The sequence below is a fragment of the Streptomyces sp. NRRL S-1813 genome, assembly GCF_000719605.1.
Classification (GTDB): Bacteria; Actinomycetota; Actinomycetes; order Streptomycetales; family Streptomycetaceae; genus Streptomyces; species Streptomyces decoyicus.
The window spans coordinates 19,443-39,993 of record NZ_JOHB01000009.1; the positions used below are offsets into that span (position 1 = coordinate 19,443).

The 20,551-nt window shown below is 69.9% G+C and carries 18 protein-coding genes; 8 read left to right on the plus strand and 10 right to left on the minus strand.

Annotated features, from left to right (window positions below):
• Positions 1-2: 2 nt before the first annotated feature.
• Together hemB and IF67_RS0115125 are read left to right on the plus strand one after the other, a co-directional pair.
• Positions 3-992, plus strand: coding sequence for a porphobilinogen synthase (gene hemB / locus IF67_RS0115120; RefSeq protein ID WP_030985907.1), 990 nt, complete (start codon positions 3-5; stop codon positions 990-992).
• Between the two features lie 151 nt (positions 993-1,143).
• Complete coding sequence (locus IF67_RS0115125; protein ID WP_030985908.1) at positions 1,144-1,329, plus strand: CsbD family protein; 186 nt, start codon at positions 1,144-1,146, stop codon at positions 1,327-1,329.
• A 106-nt stretch (positions 1,330-1,435) separates the two neighbouring features.
• Here IF67_RS0115125 and bla read toward each other — a convergent pair whose 3' ends face one another.
• Together bla and argS are read right to left on the minus strand one after the other, a co-directional pair.
• On the minus strand, positions 1,436-2,374 hold the full coding sequence (gene bla, locus IF67_RS0115130; protein WP_030985910.1) for a class A beta-lactamase: 939 nt from the start codon (positions 2,372-2,374) through the stop codon (positions 1,436-1,438).
• 118 nt (positions 2,375-2,492) lie between these two features.
• Positions 2,493-4,268 carry an arginine--tRNA ligase gene (argS, locus tag IF67_RS0115135; protein WP_030985912.1) on the minus strand — a complete coding sequence of 592 codons (1,776 nt, stop codon included), beginning with the start codon at positions 4,266-4,268 and terminating at the stop codon, positions 2,493-2,495.
• Positions 4,269-4,428: 160 nt separating this feature from the next.
• Here argS and lysS point away from each other — a divergent pair, with 160 nt between their 5' ends.
• Together lysS and IF67_RS0115145 are read left to right on the plus strand one after the other, a co-directional pair.
• Positions 4,429-6,150, plus strand: a complete 1,722-nt coding sequence (lysS, locus tag IF67_RS0115140) for a lysine--tRNA ligase (protein WP_030985913.1) — start codon at positions 4,429-4,431, stop codon at positions 6,148-6,150.
• 138 nt (positions 6,151-6,288) lie between these two features.
• A complete protein-coding gene (locus IF67_RS0115145) occupies positions 6,289-6,513 on the plus strand; it encodes a hypothetical protein (protein WP_030985915.1) in 225 nt (74 codons plus the stop codon).
• Between the two features lie 31 nt (positions 6,514-6,544).
• Here the strand turns inward: IF67_RS0115145 and IF67_RS0115150 are convergent, their stop codons facing one another.
• The 3 genes from IF67_RS0115150 to IF67_RS0115160 form a co-directional block, all read right to left on the minus strand.
• Positions 6,545-7,888 carry a DUF2637 domain-containing protein gene (locus IF67_RS0115150; protein ID WP_030985916.1) on the minus strand — a complete coding sequence of 448 codons (1,344 nt, stop codon included), beginning with the start codon at positions 7,886-7,888 and terminating at the stop codon, positions 6,545-6,547.
• 148 nt (positions 7,889-8,036) lie between these two features.
• Entirely contained in the window at positions 8,037-8,744 is a 708-nt protein-coding gene (locus IF67_RS0115155) for a DUF3558 family protein (protein ID WP_030985919.1), read from the minus strand.
• A 203-nt stretch (positions 8,745-8,947) separates the two neighbouring features.
• Complete coding sequence (locus IF67_RS0115160) at positions 8,948-9,880, minus strand: hypothetical protein (RefSeq protein ID WP_030985921.1); 933 nt, start codon at positions 9,878-9,880, stop codon at positions 8,948-8,950.
• 162 nt (positions 9,881-10,042) lie between these two features.
• Between IF67_RS0115160 and IF67_RS0115165 the strand changes: the two genes are divergently transcribed.
• Positions 10,043-11,236 (plus strand): RtcB family protein, encoded by a 1,194-nt coding sequence (locus IF67_RS0115165; RefSeq protein ID WP_030985922.1) that lies wholly within the window; start codon positions 10,043-10,045, stop codon positions 11,234-11,236.
• A gap of 201 nt (positions 11,237-11,437) precedes the next feature.
• Here IF67_RS0115165 and IF67_RS40315 read toward each other — a convergent pair whose 3' ends face one another.
• On the minus strand, positions 11,438-12,418 hold the full coding sequence (locus IF67_RS40315) for a hypothetical protein (RefSeq protein WP_158713098.1): 981 nt from the start codon (positions 12,416-12,418) through the stop codon (positions 11,438-11,440).
• Positions 12,419-12,620: 202 nt separating this feature from the next.
• On the opposite strand from IF67_RS40315, the gene IF67_RS40320 reads away from it, so the two are divergent.
• On the plus strand, positions 12,621-15,038 hold the full coding sequence (locus IF67_RS40320; protein WP_158713099.1) for a hypothetical protein: 2,418 nt from the start codon (positions 12,621-12,623) through the stop codon (positions 15,036-15,038).
• A gap of 201 nt (positions 15,039-15,239) precedes the next feature.
• Here IF67_RS40320 and IF67_RS0115180 read toward each other — a convergent pair whose 3' ends face one another.
• Together IF67_RS0115180 and IF67_RS0115185 are read right to left on the minus strand one after the other, a co-directional pair.
• Positions 15,240-15,998 (minus strand): SDR family oxidoreductase, encoded by a 759-nt coding sequence (locus IF67_RS0115180; protein WP_030985927.1) that lies wholly within the window; start codon positions 15,996-15,998, stop codon positions 15,240-15,242.
• Between the two features lie 83 nt (positions 15,999-16,081).
• Positions 16,082-16,417: a YnfA family protein gene (locus IF67_RS0115185; RefSeq protein ID WP_030074549.1), complete on the minus strand. Its 336-nt coding sequence runs from the start codon at positions 16,415-16,417 to the stop codon at positions 16,082-16,084.
• A gap of 178 nt (positions 16,418-16,595) precedes the next feature.
• Here IF67_RS0115185 and IF67_RS0115190 point away from each other — a divergent pair, with 178 nt between their 5' ends.
• Entirely contained in the window at positions 16,596-17,336 is a 741-nt protein-coding gene (locus IF67_RS0115190; RefSeq protein WP_030985930.1) for an AAA family ATPase, read from the plus strand.
• Here the strand turns inward: IF67_RS0115190 and IF67_RS0115195 are convergent.
• Complete coding sequence (locus IF67_RS0115195) at positions 17,293-18,921, minus strand: FAD-dependent monooxygenase (protein WP_030985932.1); 1,629 nt, start codon at positions 18,919-18,921, stop codon at positions 17,293-17,295. The genes IF67_RS0115190 and IF67_RS0115195 overlap by 44 nt on opposite strands.
• Positions 18,922-19,072: 151 nt before the next feature.
• Here IF67_RS0115195 and IF67_RS0115200 point away from each other — a divergent pair, with 151 nt between their 5' ends.
• Entirely contained in the window at positions 19,073-19,723 is a 651-nt protein-coding gene (locus IF67_RS0115200) for a TetR family transcriptional regulator (protein WP_030985933.1), read from the plus strand.
• 18 nt (positions 19,724-19,741) lie between these two features.
• Here IF67_RS0115200 and IF67_RS0115205 read toward each other — a convergent pair whose 3' ends face one another.
• Positions 19,742-20,548, minus strand: a complete 807-nt coding sequence (locus IF67_RS0115205) for a helix-turn-helix domain-containing protein (RefSeq protein ID WP_030985935.1) — start codon at positions 20,546-20,548, stop codon at positions 19,742-19,744.
• Positions 20,549-20,551 lie beyond the last annotated feature (3 nt).

Below are 20,551 nucleotides of genomic sequence, written 5' to 3' on the forward strand. Positions count from 1 at the left end.
GTATGACGAAGTACGGAAGCTTCCCCGGTGCGCGGCCCCGGCGGCTGCGTACCACCCCCGCCATGCGGCGGATGGTGGCCGAACACCGGCTGCACCCCGCTGACCTGATTCTTCCCGCGTTCGTACGGGAGGGTATCGGCGAGCCGGTGCCGATCTCCGCGATGCCGGGCGTCGTCCAGCACACCCGCGACACGCTGCGGAAGGCCGCCGTCGAGGCGGTCGACGCAGGGGTCGCCGGGATCATGCTGTTCGGGGTGCCCGAGGACGCGAAGAAGGACGGCGCCGGTACGGCGGGCACCGACCCCGACGGGATCTTGCAGGTCGCCATCCGGGACGTCCGGGCCGAGGTCGGCGACGACCTCGTCATCATGTCGGACCTGTGCCTGGACGAGTACACCGATCACGGCCACTGCGGCGTCCTGGACGCCGAGGGGCGGGTCGACAACGACGCGACGCTGGAGCGCTACGCCGAGATGGCGCAGGTGCAGGCCGACGCGGGCGTCCATGTCGTGGCCCCCAGCGGCATGATGGACGGCCAGGTCGGCGTCACCCGTGACGCGCTCGACCAGACCGGCCACGAGGACGTCTCGATCCTCGCCTACACGGCGAAGTACTCCTCGGCCTTCTACGGGCCCTTCCGGGAGGCCGTCGGCTCGTCGCTCAAGGGCGACCGCAAGACCTACCAGCAGGACCCGGCCAACCTCCGTGAGTCGATGCGCGAGCTGGCGCTCGACCTGGAGGAGGGCGCCGACATGGTGATGGTCAAGCCGGCGCTGCCGTACCTCGACGTGCTGGCGAAGGTCGCGGACGCGGTGGACGTACCCGTCGCCGCGTACCAGATCTCCGGTGAGTACGCGATGATCGAGGCGGCCGCCGAGAAGGGCTGGATCGACCGGGACAAGGCGATCCTGGAGGCGCTGACCGGCATCAAGCGGGCCGGTGCCGACATGATCCTCACGTACTGGGCGACGGAGGCCGCGCGGGGGCTGTGACCGCCCGCCCGGCCGACTGTGTCGTGCCGAAGCTCCCGTCCCCGGGTTCCGGGGACGGGAGCTTCGTTGTGGGCGCGATGTTTTGTCCGGCGCCTGCCGGGCACGCGCCGAGTGTCAAGGAAGGCCCCGACCGACCGAGGAGCGGGTAACCATGACTGCCAAGCGCAAGATGCAGGCCAAGGGCGCGCAGGCCATCGGCGCCATGAAGGAAGTCGTCGGCCGGGCCACGCACAACCGCAAGCTGGAGGCCGAGGGCAAGGCCGAGAAGACCGCGGGGCACGGGCTGGACGCGAGCGAGAAGGTCAAGGACGCGGTACGCAAGCCCTGGCAGCACTGACGGCGACGCACAGGGCCGGGTGCTCCCCGTGGGCTGAAGTCCCGCCTCCTGAACCCCGCGGCTGAACCCCGCGGCCTGAACTCCGCCGCCCGCACCCCGCGGCCGTTCAGCCCGCCACGGCCCGGGCGAGCACCTTCGTCACGTCCACGATCAGCGGATTGTCGTAGGCCGCGGCCTGCTCCGGCTTGCCCGTCAGCACGGCCAGCACGATCGGGATGCCGTCCGGGGTCCAGGCCACGCCCACGTCGTTGCCGGTGCCGTACGAGCCGGAGCCCGTCTTGTCGGCGATGGCCCAGTCCTTGCCCAGGGCGGCGCGGAAGCGTTCCGTGTTGGTTTCGTTGGTCTTCATCCATGCGGTCAGCAGGCCCCGGTCGGACGGCGAGAGCGCGTCGCCCACCAGCAGCCGGGCATAGGTGCGGCCGATGGCGGCGGGGCTGGTGGTGTCCGTCCTGCGCCAGGGCTCGGCCGAGTTCAGTTCCGGCTCCCAGCGGTCGAGGCGGGTGGTGCGGTCGCCGAGGGAGCGGGCGAAGGCGGTGACGGCGGTCGGGCCGCCGAGTTCGCGCAGCAGGAGGTTGCCGGCCGTGTTGTCGCTGCGCCGGACGGCGGCGGCGCACAGTTCGGCGATCGTCATGCCGGTGGCGACGTGCTTCTCGGTGGCGGGCGAGTTCTCGACGAGGTCGGCGTCGGTGTAGTGGACGCGGCGGGCCAGCGTCTCCCCGTTGCGGTCGAGGTCGCGCAGCACCGCCGCGACGGCGAGGGGCTTGAAGACCGAGCAGAGCGGGACGGGGGTGTGGGCGCGGTAGGCGACCGTCGCGCCGGTGGCGGTGTTGTGGGCGAAGGCGCCGACCCGCGCCCGGTGGGTGTGCTCCAGCCGGCGCAGGGCCTCGTACGGATCACCGGTAGGGGCCTGTGCGGCCGCGGATGTGGTGGCGGACGCCAGGAAACCTGCCGCCAGCAGCCCGGCTCCGGTGCCCAGCGCGGCGCGCCGGGTCGGACCGGCGGTGTGCGTGGTGTGCTCGCTGCTCCGGTGTGGTGCTGGGTGCATCGCTGCCCCTCCCCTTGAGACCTGAGCGGCCCCGTACAACACCTGTGTTGTACGGGGCCGTTGTGGCAGGAGAGTAAGCGACGACAGGCCCCGCGGGGGGCCGGACGACGCGCCGGGCTCAGAGCCGCTCGGGCGTACGGATGCCGAGCAGGGCCATGCCCTGGTGGAGGGTGCGGGCGGTCAGACCGCAGAGGAACAGCCGGTTGGCAAGCTGGTCCGGGCCGCCCTCGGCCTTCAGGACCGGGCACTGGTCGTAGAAGGTCGTGAACAGCGAGGCGAGGCCGTAGAGGTACGCGGCGACCTTGTGCGGCTCGTACGACGCGGCGGCCTCGGCGAGCACCTCGCCGAACTGGTCGAGATGCAGGCCCAGCGCCCGCTCCGCCGGGGCCAGCGACAGCTCCGGGTGCGCCGCGGGGGCCGCGTCACCGGCCTTGCGGAAGATCGACTGGATACGGGCGTAGGCGTACTGGAGGTACACCGACGTGTCGCCGTTCAGCGACACCATCTGGTCCAGGTCGAACTTGTAGTCGCGGCCGGCCGACGTCGACAGGTCTGCGTACTTCACGGCGCCGATGCCGACCTGCGCGCCGTTGCCCGTGATCTCCTCCTCGGTCAGGCCGATCGGCTCGCCCTTCTCCCGGACCACCGCGGTCGCCCGGTCGATCGCCTCGTCGAGCAGGTCGACCAGCCGCACCGTCTCGCCCTCACGGGTCTTGAACGGCTTGCCGTCCTTGCCCAGGACCGTGCCGAAGGCCAGCTGGACGGCGTGCGTCTTGTCGTTCAGCCAGCCGGCCCGGCGGGCGGTCTCGAAGACCATCTTGAAGTGCAGGGACTGCCGGGCGTCGACGACGTACAGCAGGGTGTCGGCGGAGAGGTTCTGGACCCGGTCGCGGATGGCGGAGAGGTCGGTGGCGGCATAGCCGTAGCCGCCGTTGGTCTTCTTGACGATCAGCGGGACGGGGTTGCCGTCGGGGCCCTTGACGTCGTCGAAGAACACGCAGAGGGCGCCCTCGGAGCGCACCGCGACGCCGGACTCCTCCAGCAGCCGGCAGGTCTCCTCCAGCATGTCGTTGTAGCCGGACTCGCCGACGACATCGGGGTCCTGGATGTCCATGTCCAGCTTGTTGAAGACCGAGTAGAAGTAGATCTTCGACTCGTCGACGAACCGCCGCCACAGGGCGAGCGTCTCCTCGTCGCCGGCCTGGAGGTCGACGACCCGGCGCCGGGCCCGCTCCTTGAACTCCTCGTCGGAGTCGAAGAACGCGCGCGAGGCCTTGTACAGCCGGTTGAGGTTCGACATGGCCTCCTCGCCGGAGACCTCGCCGCTCTTGTGGTCCAGCTCGTGCGGGTGCTCGATGAGGTACTGGATGAGCATGCCGAACTGGGTGCCCCAGTCGCCGATGTGGTGCCTGCGGATCACCTTCTCGCCGGTGAACTCCAGGATCTCGACCATCGCCGCGCCGATCACCGCGGACCGCAGATGGCCGACGTGCATCTCCTTCGCCACGTTCGGCTGGGCGTAGTCGATGACGGTCGTACCGGCACCGTCGGCGTACGGCACGCCCAGGCGGTCGTCGGCGGCGCGCTCGGCGAGGGTCTTGATGATCGCCTCGTCGGCGACGGTGATGTTGAGGAAGCCGGGTCCTGAGACCTCGATCTCCTTGATCACCGTGCCGCTGTCACCCGTGGGGATACCCGCGACGACCTGTGCGGCCAGCTCCCGCGGATTGCCCTTGAGCTTCTTGGCCAGCGCCAGCATGCCGTTGGCCTGGAAGTCCGCCCGGTCGCTTCGGCGCAGCAGCGGGTCGGCGGCGCCGGCCTCCGGCAGGGCTGCCGAGAGGGCGTCCGCGACGCGCTGGTTGACCGAAGCTGCGAGGGAAGTGACCGAGGCCATGGAAAGAGCCGTTCCGTCGGAGTGGAAAGGGTTTGCCAATGAGTATCCCACGGCACTACCACTGATTTTTCGTCTGGGACAATGGGCACCGTCAGGCATTTGTGCGTCGCACGCGCAAGACGGCGCAATCAGGAAGCACCAGGAAGAGGAAGGGCCGATCGTGGCTCAGCAGAGCACCGAGACCGACTGGGTCTCCAGGTTCGCGGACGAGGTCATTGCCGAGGCGGAGCGTCGCGCCCCCGGCAAACCGATCGTCTGCGCCTCGGGCCTGAGTCCGTCCGGCCCGATCCACCTCGGCAACCTCCGCGAGGTCATGACCCCGCACCTCGTCGCCGACGAGATCCGCCGCCGCGGCTATGAGGTCCGGCACCTCATCTCCTGGGACGACTACGACCGCTACCGCAAGGTGCCGGAAGTGCCGGGCGTCGACAAGTCCTGGGCCGAGCACATCGGCAAGCCGCTGACCTCGGTGCCGGCCCCGGCCGGCTCGGCGTACCCGAACTGGGCGGAGCACTTCAAGGCCGCCATGTGCGAGGCGCTCGCCGAGATGGGCGTCGAGTACGACGGCATCAGCCAGACCGAGCAGTACACCGCCGGTGTCTACCGCGACCAGGTGCTGCACGCGATGAAGCACCGCGCGGACATCGACGCGATCCTCGGCCAGTACCGCACGAAGAAGGCCCCGGCCAAGAAGTCGCAGAAGCCCGTCGACGAGGCCGAGCTGGAGGCCGCCGAGGGCTCGGGCGCGGCCGCCGAGGACGACGGCAGCGGCGGCTCGGCCGGCTACTTCCCGTACAAGCCCTACTGCGGGCAGTGCGAGAAGGACCTCACCACGGTCACCTCGTACGACGACGAGACCACGGAGCTGGCCTACACCTGCACGGAGTGCGGTTTCGGCGAGACGGTCCGGCTGAACGAGTTCAACCGCGGCAAGCTGGTCTGGAAGGTCGACTGGCCGATGCGCTGGGCCTACGAGGGCGTGATCTTCGAGCCGTCCGGTGTCGACCACTCCTCGCCGGGCTCGTCCTTCGTCGTCGGCGGCCAGATCGTCCGCCAGATCTTCGACGGTGCGCAGCCCATCGGCCCCATGTACGCCTTCGTGGGCATCAGCGGCATGGCCAAGATGTCGTCGTCGCGCGGCGGGGTGCCCACCCCGGGCGACGCGCTGAAGATCATGGAGGCGCCGCTGCTGCGCTGGCTGTACGCGCGCCGCAAGCCCAACCAGTCCTTCAAGATCGCCTTCGACCAGGAGATCCAGCGGCTCTACGACGAGTGGGACAAGCTGGAGTCCAAGGTGGCGGACGGCAGCGCGCTGCCGGCGGACGCCGCCGCGTACTCCCGCGCGGCCCGCACCGCCGCCGGCGAGCTGCCGCGTACGCCGCGCCCGCTGCCGTACCGCACGCTCGCCTCGGTCGCGGACATCACCGCCGGCCATGACGAGCAGACGCTCCGGATCCTGAGCGAACTGGACCCGGACCGCCCCGTCACCTCGCTGGACGAGACCCGGCCGCGGCTGGACAAGGCCGAGTACTGGATCAACACCCAGGTCCCGGCCGAGCAGCGCACCATCGTCCGCGACCAGCCCGACGAGGAGCTGCTCGGCACCCTCGACGAGCAGTCCCGCGGCTCGCTGCGGCTGCTGCTCGAAGGTCTCGACGAGCACTGGTCGCTGGACGGCCTGACCACCCTGGTCTACGGCGTCCCGAAGATCCAGGCGGGCCTGGAGCCGGACGCCAAGCCGACCCCGGAGCTGAAGGTCGCCCAGCGGGCCTTCTTCGCCCTGCTCTACCAGCTGCTGGTCGGCCGGGACACCGGGCCGCGGCTGCCCACCCTGCTGCTGGCCGTGGGCGCCGACCGGGTGCGCAAGCTGCTCGGCGGCTGACGGGCCGTCGGAGAGCTGTTGCCGTTGAGCCGCTGCCGTTGAGTCGTAGACGCGCCTGCGTGGTCTCCGACTGGGGGATGAGAAGGGTTCGGCCCCGGGGACGAGGATCCCCGGGGCCGGACCCTTCACGCTGGAGCCATGAGAGGTTTAATCGGCTTCATCGTCATGATTCAGGGCGTCATGGGATTCATCGGGCAGGTCTTCTTCGATCATGCCTGGGGGCTGCTGCCCCACTGGTTCGATCTGCCGTCCGCCGCCTACGTCGGCCTCTTCGCGGCCGGTGCGGCGCTGGCCGTCTGGGGGGACGCGGCAAAGAAGCGCAAGGAGAAGCAGGCGCGGCAGACGGGCGCCGGGGCGGTGTAGGGGACCTACGGGACGACACCCGGCGGGTGCGTTACGCGATGTGCTCGTCCATCAGCTCCGCGTTGAGGCGGTCGCTGAACTGGTCCATGTAGCGGTTCAGGTCCCGCGACCGCAGGCGGATGCCGTACTGCGCCTCCAGGTTCGCCGCGAACGCGCCCGGGGTCGGCATGCCTTCGCCCTCTATCGAGTGCCGGAACACCTGGTACAGGTCCTCGTCGGTGGGGGCCGCGGCCGGTGCCTGAGCAGGCTGGGGGCCCGCCTCCGGGGTGCCCTGGCCGAGTGGACGCGTCCCACCCGCACCGTTCGGCACCGGGACCTGTGGCTGGGGCTCCGGCGCGCGCGGCGCAGGTACGGGGACCTGCTCGTACGTCGGCGCCTGTTCGCGGGTCGGCACCTGCTGGTGCGTCGGCGGCTGCTCGTACGTCGGCGCCTGCTGGTGCGTTGGCCCCTGCTGGTGGGTCGGCGGCTGCTCGTATGTCGGCGCCTGCGGGTGCTCGTCGTACGAGGGCTGTCGCTCCTGCCCAGGGACGAACGCCGGGTTGTAGTCACCCTGATACGTCACCTGCTGCGGCGCCGCGAACCACTGGCTCGGCATCTCCTCGGCCGCGGCCGGCTCCTGGGCCGGTTCCTGGGCCTTCGGCTCCCGAGCGGGCGTCAGGGACTGCTGTGGCGCCGGCAGCAGCTGCGGTTCGATGCCCGCGGCGGCGAGCCCCGCGGGAGCGGTCTGGGACAGCGGCACCCCGAACCGGGCGAGCCGCAGGGGCATCAGGGACTCCACGGGAGCCTTACGGCGCCAGCTCCGCCCGAAGCGCGAACGCAGGCGTGCCTGGTACACGAGCCGTTCCTGCTCCAGCTTGATCACCGCGTCGTACGACCGCAGCTCCCACAGCTTCATCCGCCGCCACAACAGGAACGTCGGGACGGGCGCCAGCAGCCAGCGCGTGATGCGCACACCCTCCATGTGCTTGTCCGCCGTGATGTCGGCGATCCGCCCGACGGCGTGCCGGGCGGCCTCGACGGTGACGACGAACAGCACCGGGATGACGGCATGCATGCCCATGCCCAGAGGATCGGACGACGCCGCGGCATTGAATGCCACCGTCGCGACCGTCAGCAGCCACGCCGTCTGCCGCAACAGCGGGAAGGGCATGCGGATCCAGGTCAGCAGCAGATCCAGCGCCAGCAGGACGCAGATGCCCGCGTCGATGCCGATGGGGAAGAAGTAGGCGAAGCTGCCGAAGCCCTTCTTGAGGGCCAGTTCACGCACGGCCGCGTAGGAGCCGGCGAAGCCGATACCGGCGATGACCACCGCGCCGGCGATGACCACCCCGATGAGTATCCGGTGCGTGCGTGTCAGCTTCAGTGGCGCGGCCACCCGAGGACCCCTCCCAGTCGGTCTGTTGCGAGCGACAGCCTGGCACATGGCTACGGGAGGGCGTGTGCCGGTACGGGCGGAGCCGGGTGAAGGTCTGCGAGGTGACCCGGCGCCCGGGCCGGAGAGGGCCCGGGCGGTGGCGGTGCGGTCAGCTGTTGGCCTTGGCGGCGGCGGCGACCGCCTCCTTGGCGGCGGCCTGGTTGTGCTTGAGCAGGTCGGCAACCTTGGGGGCGTCCGCGCCCGCCAGGCCCGCGCCGTTGTAGTTGATCGTCACGACGATGTTGGAGGTGCGGGCGACGATGGTGGTGTTCTTGAAGTTGGTGCCGTCCCGCTTCACGTCGTAGGTGATCGCGGTCGCCTCGTCACCGGTACCGGAGGTCTTCACGGTCTCCAGCTTCTTGGCGCCCTTGGTGGCCTTCGCCTCGGAGACCTGCTTGGCGTAGAAGTCCGTGGCGCGCTTCTCGCCGCTGCCGACGCCCGGGTCGGATTCGTAGCGCTGGAAGCCGATGTCCAGCCAGCGCCACTGGGTGCCGTCGACGCCCTTCTCGTCCGAGCTGGTCCACGAGCAGGTGCCGTGGGCGGCGTTGTCCGTGGACTTGCCCTGCTCCCCGGAGGCGTCCTTCGCCTTGGGCAGCATCTTCTTGATGGTGTCCTTGGAGAACGCCGAGCACGGGTTCGGCAGCTTCTTGAACTTGGCGGGCGCGACGGTCGGCGAGGGCTTGGCCGCGCTGCTGGAGGCGGAGGAGGAGGCGTCACCGGAGCTGTCGCTGTCCGAGCCGGAGCAGCCGGCGACGAGCAGCACCGGTACTGCTGCGCAGGTGAGAAGGCTGGCGAGTCGCTTGGCTGAACGGTGCATGGTTCCTTCGCTGTTCGTCGTCGTCGGGTCGGCACGGCCGTGGCGGTGGCCGTGGGGCCTGCCCGGCCGCGTACGGGGCAGGGCTAGACGGCACGGTACGCGGCGTGGCGAGGTGGGTGACCGATTCATGTCGATGAGCGCAACGCTCAAATCGGGCTATTCGGGTTCTTGTCCGTCGACTCGGTCAATGCACCTGATCCGAACTATTCGCTGAGGCTGTCGGACAGCTCGGTGGCCAGCGAACGGGCCTTGTCCTGCAATTCCTGGCTGTCCGGCAGCATCGTCTTGTCCGTGGACCACTGGTCGTAGGTGATCTTCACGATGACGTTCGACGTGCGAAAGACCACAGTGACATCGCGGTGTACGCCGGAGTCCGCTGTGACCAATTTGTCATTGAGGAAGGCCGCGTCCCCGAGGTCGTCCAGGACGCGGGGGGCGGTGGAGCCGCTCGGGTCCGCGCTCGGGTCCGTGCTCGGGTCCGTGCTCTGGCCGGACTTCTGCGAGGGGCTCCCGGACGGGGTCTTCCCCTTCGCGTCCGCCGAGCTCTTGCCCGCTGCGCTCTTGTCCGTCGCGCTCTTGTCCGTCGCGTCGTTCGTGACGACTCCTTCGCCCTTGTCCTTGTCCTTCGAGGCGGAGGGGGACGGGGCGGCGGGCGAGGGGGAGCCGGCGCCGCCGGGCGGTATCTCTGCGGCCAGCTCCTTCTTGCCGTAGATCGCCTGCGCCTTGTCGTCATCGCTGACGGCGGAGTCGTACGAGACCACGCGCTGGATGTCCAGGCCCAGATGGCGGGTGCCCGCGGTGGTCTCACGGGTCCAGCGGCAGCCGACGCGGCGGTCGGTGTCGTAGGTGATGTCGGCCTGGCCGCCGTAGACCTTCTGTGCCTCGGTGCCCGACAGGGGCTGGTCGTCGCCGGGCAGCATGCGGCGGATGACGCCGCGCGAGGGCAGCCCGCAGGCTTCCGGGAGGGTCTGGTAGCGGCCCGGCTCGGCGGCCGGGCTCGATGTGGCGGCGCCGCCGCTCTTGGCGTCGGCGGCGTCGCCGTCGGGGCTGGAGCTGCCGGTGCAGCCGGTGAGACCGGCGGCCAGCGCCGCGGCCACCACCACTGCGGCACCGGGTACGAACGGCTTCCGTGGCATCGTTCGCGGCTCCTTCCCCTACGAAATGCGGTTGCCGCCGGTCGGCGGCCGATGGACACAATGTCTATCGCACGTCTTGCCGCAAACGCTGGTCCGCCGTCCAAGATCGGATAAATTGTCCGGCTTTTGCGTTATTCATAAATTCGGGGGAATGGGGAAGTTATGTCGTACGTCGAGGTGCCCGGCGCCCAGGTACCGATCCGGATGTGGACGGACCCGGCCGCGGTCGAGGACGTCGCGATGCAGCAGCTGCGCAATGTCGCCACCCTGCCGTGGATCAAGGGCCTGGCCGTGATGCCGGATGTGCACTACGGCAAGGGAGCGACGGTCGGCTCGGTGATCGCCATGCGCGGCGCGGTCTGTCCGGCGGCGGTCGGTGTCGACATCGGCTGCGGGATGAGCGCGGTGAAGACCTCGCTCACCGCCAATGACCTGCCCGGCGATCTCTCCCGGCTCCGCTCGAAGATCGAGCAGGCGATTCCGGTGGGGCGCGGGATGCACGACGCTCCGGTCGACCCCGGGCGGCTGCACGGCTACCCGACGGCGGGCTGGGGGGACTTCTGGTCGCGGTTCGACGGGGTGGCCGAAGCGGTCAAGTTCCGTCAGGAGCGCGCGACGAAGCAGATGGGCTCGCTGGGAAGCGGCAACCACTTCATCGAGTTCTGCCTCGATGACACCGGCGCGGTGTGGCTGATGCTGCACTCCGGCTCCCGGAACATCGGCAAGGAACTGGCCGAGTTCCATATGGGGCAGGCGCAGAAGCTGCCGCACAACCAGGGGCTGGTCGACCGCGATCTCGCCGTCTTCATCGCGGACACTCCGCAGATGGCGGCGTACCGCAACGATCTGTTCTGGGCGCAGGAGTACGCCAAGCACAACCGGGCCGTGATGATGGCGCTCTTCCAGGACGTCGTCCGCAAGGAGTTCAAGAAGGCCAAGCCGACGTTCGAGCCGGTGATCTCCTGCCACCACAACTATGTGGCGGAGGAGCAGTACGACGGCATGGACCTGCTGGTGACCCGTAAGGGCGCGATCCGGGCGGGCAGCGGCGAGTACGGCATCATCCCGGGCTCGATGGGCACGGGGTCGTACATCGTCAAGGGACTGGGCAATGCCGCGTCCTTCAACTCCGCCTCCCACGGCGCCGGCCGCAAGATGAGCCGGAACGCCGCGAAGAAGCGGTTCTCCACCCGGGACCTGGAGGAGCAGACGCGGGGTGTGGAGTGCCGTAAGGACTCCGGCGTCGTGGACGAGATCCCGGGCGCGTACAAGCCGATCGAGAAGGTGATGGAGCAGCAGCGGGACCTGGTGCAGGTGGTCGCGAAGCTCAAGCAGGTCATCTGCGTGAAGGGCTGAGGAACAGGACACCACCTCATCGACGGGTCCCGGGCTGAAGACGGCCCGGGACCTGTTGCTGTCAGCGGTCACTCCGCGCGCGGTCCCCTCGGACGAGGCTGGCCTTCATGGCCCCACCGGATGACCGATCCGGCGGGGCCCTCTGTGCCACGGGGAGGAGCTGACTGCAACAAGCTGGATCGCGGCCTTCAGCGTGATCCGCTATCCGGCCCGGTAGATGACCGGGCCGTCTGGTGCCGGGTCCTTCAGGCGGGCAAGGTACAGGGCCAGTAGCGTTTCGTCGTCCTCCCGTACGGAGTGTTTGAGCTGGTATATGGGGACGCCGTTGCCGCCTTTGCGGATGGAGGGCTGGTTGATGAAGGGGTGCTCCAAGTACATGTTCTTCTCGACCTCTTCCCGCGGGACTCCGTCGGGAGCGTCGCGGTAGTGCCAGGAGCCATTCTTGTGGCGCACGGCGACCTCGCCGATATACCAGATCGCTCCCTGGATGAAGGAAGTTCCCTCATCAGCGCTGACGTTGTCCTCGGTCTTGTAACGGTCGAGGACCAGGCGTCCCAGGATGTCCAGTGAGGCGGGGGAGAAGTCCCACACGCCCGCACCCTGCCCGGTCTTTTCCACCCACGCCGCAAAGTCGTCCTGACGCAGGGTGAGCCACTGGGCAAGCCAAGGGTGCTTCTCGCTGGGCGTCCACGGGTCCAGTCCCGGGGTGGGCTCCTTGACCGGCTTCCAGCCCGCATGCTGCCCCTGGTAGGCATCGACGGTCGCACGCAGACGCTGCGCGGCCTGTGCGAACTGGGCGAAGTCGCCCACCTCTTGCGCGGCAGTGATCAACTTGAGGGGGTCCAGCGGCTCCAGCCGCAGATGTGGGTCAGGACAGACGACGGGGTGACCGAAAAGGCTCCAGCCCCACCGGCCGCCACCGATGTGCATCAGGGCTTCACCGAGGTAGGCCATGGCGCCCTGGAGGAAGTCTTGGGAGTCGTCAGTGCCTTCCGGCTCGTAGGTGAGCACGATGGCCTCCTCCAGCACGTCGAGCGATTCCACCGTCATGTCGGGGCGGAAATGCTCGGGGGTGTGCCAGGTCTCCAGACGCATCACCAGCGGTTGGACATCGCCCACCCATGCGGCCAACTCTCCGCCGGCCGATTCGCCGCCTATCGGGCCCGTTTCGCGATCAGACATGCCGCCCACCCTAGGCCGCCTACTCGCGGGCGGGGCGAAACCGCCTATGGGGATGGCGAGTTGCGCTCCGGCGACACTGGCCTAATTGTTCGTGTCCTGTCACTGGCTCCTTCTAAGGTTGATCGCGGGAGGTCACTTCACGGGGGCGTGACCTTGCCGAAGCTGTCATGGCCCGTGCCCCCTGACCACGGGACACAACATCTTGAAAATCGCGATACCACGGAGCTCATCCAAGCTCGGCCGTCTGGCGGCCCTGGCGATGAGCGTGGGCATCCTCACCGGTGGACTGCCGGTCCTGGACTACGTTCAGGAAGCCGAAGCCGCCACCAAGCGATGCATGGACGAGTACCCCGGGGTGCCCAAGCGGGCCCCCCGCATCCAAGGGAACCTCCCTGGCTACAAGGCGCCGGGCCCCTACCAGTGGCGCACCAAGGGCGACACCAAGCGCACCTACACCTACGACAACCCGCGCAAGGCACTGTCCGACCTGAAACTGCCCAGTCAGCAAGTTCTCGACGACCTCAAAGCCCACCCGGAAAAGCATCCGAACATCAAAATCAACGCGACGCCCGAGCACGCATGGGCGAAGTGGCTGGAGAACCAGGGCAGCGACAACCCCTTCCCGGGGGGGTTCAACCGCTACGTCAACACCCTCTACGTCAACGGCGAGGCCAACCAGGCCCGCGGCTACGCCTACGAGCGGGAGAACGCCGAGTACTTCAAGCTCGGCGGCCGGGGCTGGTACTGCCAGTACTCCTTGAAGGAGCAGATGCCCGAGACGTACAAGCAGATCCGCCAGGAGCTGATCAAGGATCTCGGCAAGACGGAAGCCGAGAAGGTCCTCAAGGAGGACCGCCGCTTCGACGCGATCAAGCCGAAAGGCCGCGACAGGATCATCTACGAGTTCAAGTCCGGCCGCGATGTCTCCCGCGCCCAGATCCTCATTGACCAGAAGCTCGCCGCCAAGGGCTTCAAGGTCGTGTACGTCTTCGGCGCCCCGCCCACCCCGGGAACGCAGAAGGCGTTGAAGAATGCCGGGTTGAACTGGTATCAGCACCGCGCCACAGAGAAGGGCGCGTTCACCCCGGGCCCCCACACCCGGCAGGATCCGGCCTTCTCCACCGGCTGCGCCCCCACCACCAGTGGGACGACCACGATGAATCTGGCCGCCGCCGCAGGACGGGGCCGCTGTTCCAGCGGGCCGGCCAACGACCAGGCCCGCAACTCCGGGAAGAACAAGGCCGAGGCCCGGCGCATCGCCGACGCCTACCGCCGCGCGCCCGGCGCGATCAACCGGGTCCGCGGCCCCGGCGGCATCGACTTCTCCTCGATGCAGTTGCGCTACGTCACTGAGCCCGTCAAGGGCAAGGGTATGGACTACGGCTTCAAGGCCAAGCTGAACCCGGATGAGGACACCAACCCCTCCTACGGCGGGGGCGCGAAGCTCGACCTGTCCTCGGATGCAATGTTCACCTGGCTCGCGCTGGACCCGCGCCGGTTCTGGGTGAACCTCAACCCAGACCAGCCAGACCAGGTCGTTGACGACAAGCTCGCCGAGACCGACGCCGGGCGGGTGCTGCTGACCGCCGACCTCCAGATGAAGCATGACCTGGCCAAGGTCATGGTCCCCGAGAACCCCACCGGCAAGCGCCTGTGGGACTCATTCCAGCACGCCAACGGCGCCCCCTGCTGGAAGACCTACCGGTACTTCATCGAGCCGGCCCCCGCCAAGGTGCGCGAGGAGAACGGCCGCCTCTACATCCTCGATGCCCCCATGGACGTCAAGGCCGCGAAGATTGACTTCAAGGAGGGCTACAAGTGCAAGCAGCCCGAAGCGGTCCAGGAGTACAACTTCCGGCAGATCCAGCGGATTGCGATCCCCGAGCTGGAGAAGATCGTCAACAGCTCCCCGGCGTATGCGGACCTGCGCAGCGTCTACACCTCCCGCATCGCCGCCGAGTGGATCAAGCAGCGTGACGCCGTCAAGCCGGGCGACTTCCACCAGATCATCGGCTCCGACTCCGCCGCCAAGTGGCCCTCACGGGTCAAGTGGTCGCGGGAGAAGGTCTACGCCGACTACCTGAAGTCGTTCCGTAATGGAGACTTCCACTTCAAGCGCAAGTACCCGCAGGACGGATCGGTCCTGGAGTTCTCCTTCTACCTCGGCGGCGTCGACTTCTCCAAGCAGCCCAAGCGCAACATCTCCCGGGCCCGCTTCCAGGCCGAGAACCCGGAGATGCCCGACACCGTCCAGGCCGCGCAGAACTCCACCGTCCAGTACGGCGACACCGACACCGGCTACCTCGGTGGCAACACCACCGGCAAGGGTGCGGGCGGCGGCCAGAACCCCACGCCGACCCCGAAGCCGACCGACAAGCCGACCCCGCCACATGACCCGTCCACGCCTCCGGCCACCCACACCCCGGAGCCTGGCACGAGCACCCCGGCCGGCGGTGGCGGGGCGAGCCACCCGCCCACCAACGATGACCAGGGCGGCGACCTCGCCCACACTGGATCCGACACCCCCATCGGCCTCATCACCGGTGTAGCCGCGGCCCTGGCCACCGCAGGCGTGGCCCTGGTGTGGTGGATGCGCCGCCGCAAGACGGCCGCCGAGTAGCACCACCCCTCACAGCACAGCGGCCCCGCCCGGATCTCCCGGGCGGGGCCGCTTTCGCTGTTCGCACGGTCAGGAGTCCTCGCGATGAACGCGCCTGCGGTGCGACGGAGGCGGGGGCGGGCCGGCGCGGTGTGCGCCGGGCCGCCCCCTCTTTCGTCCGTCGGCTGGCCGCTTTCCCGGCCGGGGGCCGCGGCAGGCGGCTCAAGTGGTGCGGTGGACCTTGGAGTTGGAGGCCTGGGCGCGGGGGCGGACCACCAGGAGATCGACATTGACGTGGGCGGGCCGGGTGATCGCCCAGGTGATGGTGTCGGCGACATCCTCCGCGCTCAGCGGCTGGTCGACGCCCTCGTAGACCTTGGCGGCCTTGTCGGAGTCGCCACGGAAGCGGGTGGTGGCGAACTCGTCGGTCTTGACCATGCCCGGGGCGACCTCGATGACGCGCACCGGCTCACCGCACAGCTCCAGGCGGAGCGTCTCGGCGATGACATGCGCGCCGTGCTTGGCGGCGACGTACCCGCCGCCGCCCTCGTAGGTGCCATGGCCCGCGGTGGAGGAGAGCACGACGACGGTGCCCTCGCCGGAGGCGGTGAGCGTGGGCAGCAGCGCCTGGGTCATGTGGAGCACGCCCAGCACATTGACCTCGTACATGGCGCGCCAGTCGGCGGGGTCACCGGTGGCGACCGGTTCCGCGCCGTAGGCGCCGCCGGCGTTGTTGACCAGGACGTCGACGGAGGGATAGCGGTCGAGAGCGGCCGCGAAGGCGTCGACGGCGGCGCGGTCGGTGACGTCGAGTGCGTAGGCCTCGGCGTTCGGCAGTTCGGCGGCGAGCGCCTCGATGCGGTCCTTGCGGCGGGCGGTGAGCACCACGTGGTAGCCGGCCGCGGCCAGCGCTCGCGCGGTGGCGGCGCCGATTCCGCTGCTCGCTCCGGTGACGACGGCGGTACGGGCCTCGGCGGTCATGGCACTCTCCTCGCGGCGATGGGGTCCCCCTGCTTCGCGAAGCCTGGGGGAGGGTGGTCCGCGGCCAGGATATGCAGGCGAGGTCAGCGGCTCCTCGGGGCGTACATGATCACGGCCATTCCGGCCAGACAGATCAGTGCGCCGGTCACGTCCCAGCGGTCGGGGCGGTAGCCGTCGGCGATCGCGCCCCACGCCAGCGATCCGGCGACGAAGACACCGCCGTACGCGGCGAGGATCCGGCCGAATTCGGCATCCGGCTGGAGGGTGGCGACCCAGCCGTACACCCCGAGCGCGATCACTCCGGCACCGATCCAGACCCAGCCCTTGTGTTCGCGGACGCCCTGCCAGACAAGCCAGGCGCCGCCGATCTCGAAGAGGCCGGCGAGGACGAAGAGGGCGGCGGAGCGGGCGAACAGCATGCGTCCAGCGTACGGACCACGGGCCCGGTCCTGCCGTGAGTGGGGATCGTCGGGCGACGCATGACTGAGGCATGGCTGGGAACGTCGGGCGACGCACGAGCGTCAGCGGGGGACTGGTGAACGTCGGCTGGGGTCTGTCGGCGGGGGGCTGTCAGTGGGGTGTGAGAGCTTCGGGGGCATGCTGATCGAACGGGCTTACGTGGACGTTCCGGAGGGGGAGGGGACGGCTGAGAACGGCTGGCCCTGGACGGTGCCGTGTGTGCGCCAGCTGGCCGAGGAAGGGCTGGCCTTCCGCGCTCCGGTGACCTTTCTAGTGGGGGAGAACGGTTCGGGCAAGTCGACGCTGGCCGAGGCGCTGGCGGAGGGCTTCGGGCTGGATTCGTACGGCGGCTCGGCGGGATACAAGTACGCGAGTTCGCGGGAGGCATCGCTGCTCGGCAGCCGGATGCGGTTCGATCCGACGCGGGAGGGGCGGCAGATGGTGCGCGGGCCGCGGGTCCGCCGGCGGGGGTTCTTCCTGCGGGCCGAGACGGCGCTGGAGGCGTTGAACGGGGAGCGGAGGTCGAACCGGCTGTCCCGCTCCCCGGACGAGATGAGCCACGGGGAAGGCTTTCTGATGGCCTTCCGGGAGCGGTTCGCACAGCGGGGCCTGTATGTCATGGACGAGCCCGAGGCGGCCCTGTCGTTCTCCTCCTGTCTTGAACTGATCGGGCTGATGGGTGAGTTGGGGAGCGGTGGTGCCCAGATCATCTGCGCCACCCACTCCCCGCTGCTGACGGCGCTGCCCGGCGCCGCGATCGTCGAGGTCGGCGAGCACGGGATGCGGAGCGTGGAGTGGGCGGAGCTGGGGCTCGTCGACCACTGGCGGCGCTATCTCAACGACCCCCGGGCCTATCTGCGGCATGTGCTGGAGGGGTGAGGGCGGCGGGCCGGGCGGTGCCTATGGATCCGCCGTCCTCGGGCGCGGCGCCGGTCCAGTGCAGCAGGGCGGACCGTAGCGCGCGGGCGCGCTCGGCGGGGGCCGTGGCATCGGTGGCCCAGGCGATATAGCCGTCAGGGCGCACCAGAAGCGCCGTACGGCGGCCGCTTTGCCAGGAGGCGGTCAGGAAGCGGTCCTCGGCGGGGTGAGGGCGGTCCTCCTTGCTCGTCAGGGCTCGGGGGACGCCGGGCTCGTCGGCGGGGGTGAGAAGCACGAACCGGCCCTGGCGGAGGAGTTCGTAGAGGCGGCTGCCGTCGGCCAGGCGGATGTCGGGGGCGCGACGGCCGGTGAGGGGGTGGGCGCCGGGCCCGGCACCGTAGGCGATGCCGATGCCGGAGATGGTGCGGACCGCGCGGCCGGACAGCGGCCGCAGACGGTTGAAGACCCGGGCGGCGAGGGTGCGCACGGCGCGGCCGGGGGCGCCGTGCAGCAGGGCGAGCCGGATGAGGGCACCGCTGCTGCGCAGCACCTGCTTGCCCACCGGGTGGCGCTCGGTCTGATAGCTGTCCAGGAGGCTGTCGGGGGAGTGGCCCCGGAGCACCGCGGCCAGTTTCCAGCTGAGGTTGGCGGCGTCCTGGAGGCCGGTGTTCATGCCCTGGCCGCCGGCGGGGGAGTGCACATGGGCGGCGTCGCCCGCCAGGAAGACGCGGCCGACGCGGTACTCGGGGACCTGGCGCTCGTCGCTGTGGAAACGGGAGACCCACCGGGCGTCATGCATGCCGTAATCACTGCCGAGGGCGAGCCGGGTGATCTCGCGGACCTCGTCGAGATCGGTGGGCGCGTCGTCGTCGGCCTGGTAGCGGCGGCTCCAGCAGATGACGCGGTACCAGCCGTCGCCGAACGAGCCGATCAGGGCGAAGGCCTCGTCGTTGGCGTTGACGGTGAAGGGGGAATCGGGCTTCTGGGCCAGCTGGACATCGGCGAGCACCAGGGAGCGGATCACGGACTTGCCGGGGAACGGCTGGCCGATGGCCTCGCGGATGGAGCTGCGGACGCCGTCGGCGCCGACAACGTAGGCGGCGCGGAGGCTGCCGATGCCCTCGGCGTTACGGAAGCGCACCGTCACACCGTCGGCGTCCTGATCGAGGCCGAGTACCTCGGAGTCGTGACGGAAATCGACACCGGCGCGGCGGGCGCGCCGCTCCAGCAGCCGCTCGACCTCGAACTGCGGAGTGATCAGCACCATGGGGAAGCGGGAGCGGAGCCGGGTCGCGTCGATGGTGGCCTCTCCGAAGAGGCGGAGGGTGGAGAGCCGATGTCCGCCGGCGATCAGCTCGTCGGCGAGGCCGCGGGCGTCCAGCTGCTCCAGGGTGCGGGCATGGACGGCCAGGGCGCGGGTGAGGTTGCTGAGGGTGGCGGGGCGGCGCTCCAGGAGGGTGACGCCCAGGCCTGCCTCGGCGAGGTCTCCGGCGAGCAGCAGGCCGGTCGGTCCTGCGCCCACGACGATGACGTCCGTATCGCGGGCCGCACGCACCTCGTCGGTCTCAGGGCCGCTGCCGGCGGGCTTGTGGTTCATGGCATCCATGGCTTCCGCCTCCTGTGGCTGTGCCTACGACTGTGTCTATGCCTGTGCCTGTGCCTGCAATGCATGCCAACGCATGTTGGTCAACGCTTGTTGGCAAGCGTAGGGCGGCCGGGCCTGGCGTGTCAACAGGTGTTGGCCTACAGTTGTTGGCATGGCCGAACATGCACCCTCCGCCGCTGATCCCGCGCCTGCTGCGTCAGATGCCGCGCCCGCCGACGCCGCGTCCGGCGGGGCGGCGGACCCCGCCCGCCCCCGGCGCTCCGCCGCCACGCGTGCCGCGATCCTGGCCGCCGCCCGGGACCGCTTCGCCGCGGACGGCTACGAGCGCGCCACCATCCGCGCCATCGCCAGGGACGCGGACATCGACCCGTCGATGGTGATGCGCTACTACGGCAACAAGGCCGGTCTCTTCGCCGCCGCCTCCGAGATCGAGGTGCACGCCCCGGACCTCACCCACGTACCGCGCGACGAGGCCGGCGCCCGGCTCGTACGGCACTTCCTGGAGCGCTGGGAGTGCGACGAGACACTGACCGGCATGATGCGCGTCGGCGTCACCAACGAGGCGGGCGCACAGCGGATGCGCGGCGTGTTCGCCGAACAGATCAAGCCCGTCCTGGCCGCGGTCTGTCCGGTGCCCGAGGAGGCGCCGACCCGCGCCGCGCTGATCGCCTCCCAGATACTCGGCATGGCGCTGTGCCGCTATGTCCTGCACATCCCCCCGGCTGTGGACCTCGGTCACGACGAGGTCATCGCCTGGCTGGCCCCCACCGTCCAGCGCTATCTGACGGCCGAACACCCCTGAGGCCCGGCGCGGGCGGACTCAGCGCACGTACGCGGTCGGCGGGACCCCGACGGTGGCGGTGACATCGCGGACCAGATGCGCCTGGTCGCTGTAGCCCAGCTCGGCGGCGAGCGCGGCCCAGTCGACCTCCGCCGCGGACGCGGCGCGCTCCAGTGCCTCGTGCACCCGGTAGCGCAGCAGCACCCACTTGGGACTGACCCCGACATAGCCGGCGAACAGCCGCTGGAGGGCCCTCACGGACAGGCCCTCGGCCCGCGCGAAATCCGCGACCCGGCGGATCGTACGGTCCGTGCGAATCCGGCCGGCCAGCCCCACGGCGAGGTCGGCCTGGGCGAGGATCCGCGGCCCGGCCCGCAGGCGAGGGGTCAGAAAGGCGTCGAGCGCGGCCACCCGGGCGTCCTCGTCGTCCGGGTCCAGTACGGGCCCCGCGGCGTCCGTGGCCCCGAAGGCCGTCGCCAGCGGCAGCCGGCGGCCCGTCCAGTCCGTCGCGGGCCGCTCCGGGGCGAACGGCCGGAACCCGCCCGGCCGGAACTGCACCCCGCACACCCGCCCGCGCCCTGCCAGCTTCTGCGCGAACAGCTCCAGCCCGACGCCCGCGACCTCCCCGAAGCCGGGGCGGTCGGCGTACCGCTGGAAGACGAGGTTCACGCACGGGTGCGGAACGACATGCGTGGCATACGGCTCGGACAGATCCCAGTCGATCAGCCAGTAGTGCTCGACATACGGGCGCAGCGGTGCGGCGGGGGTGCGGCGGCGGAACTGCACCCGCGTGAAGAGACCGGGGGCGTCGACGATGCCCCGGGTGTCGCGCCGTGGAGCGGCCATGCC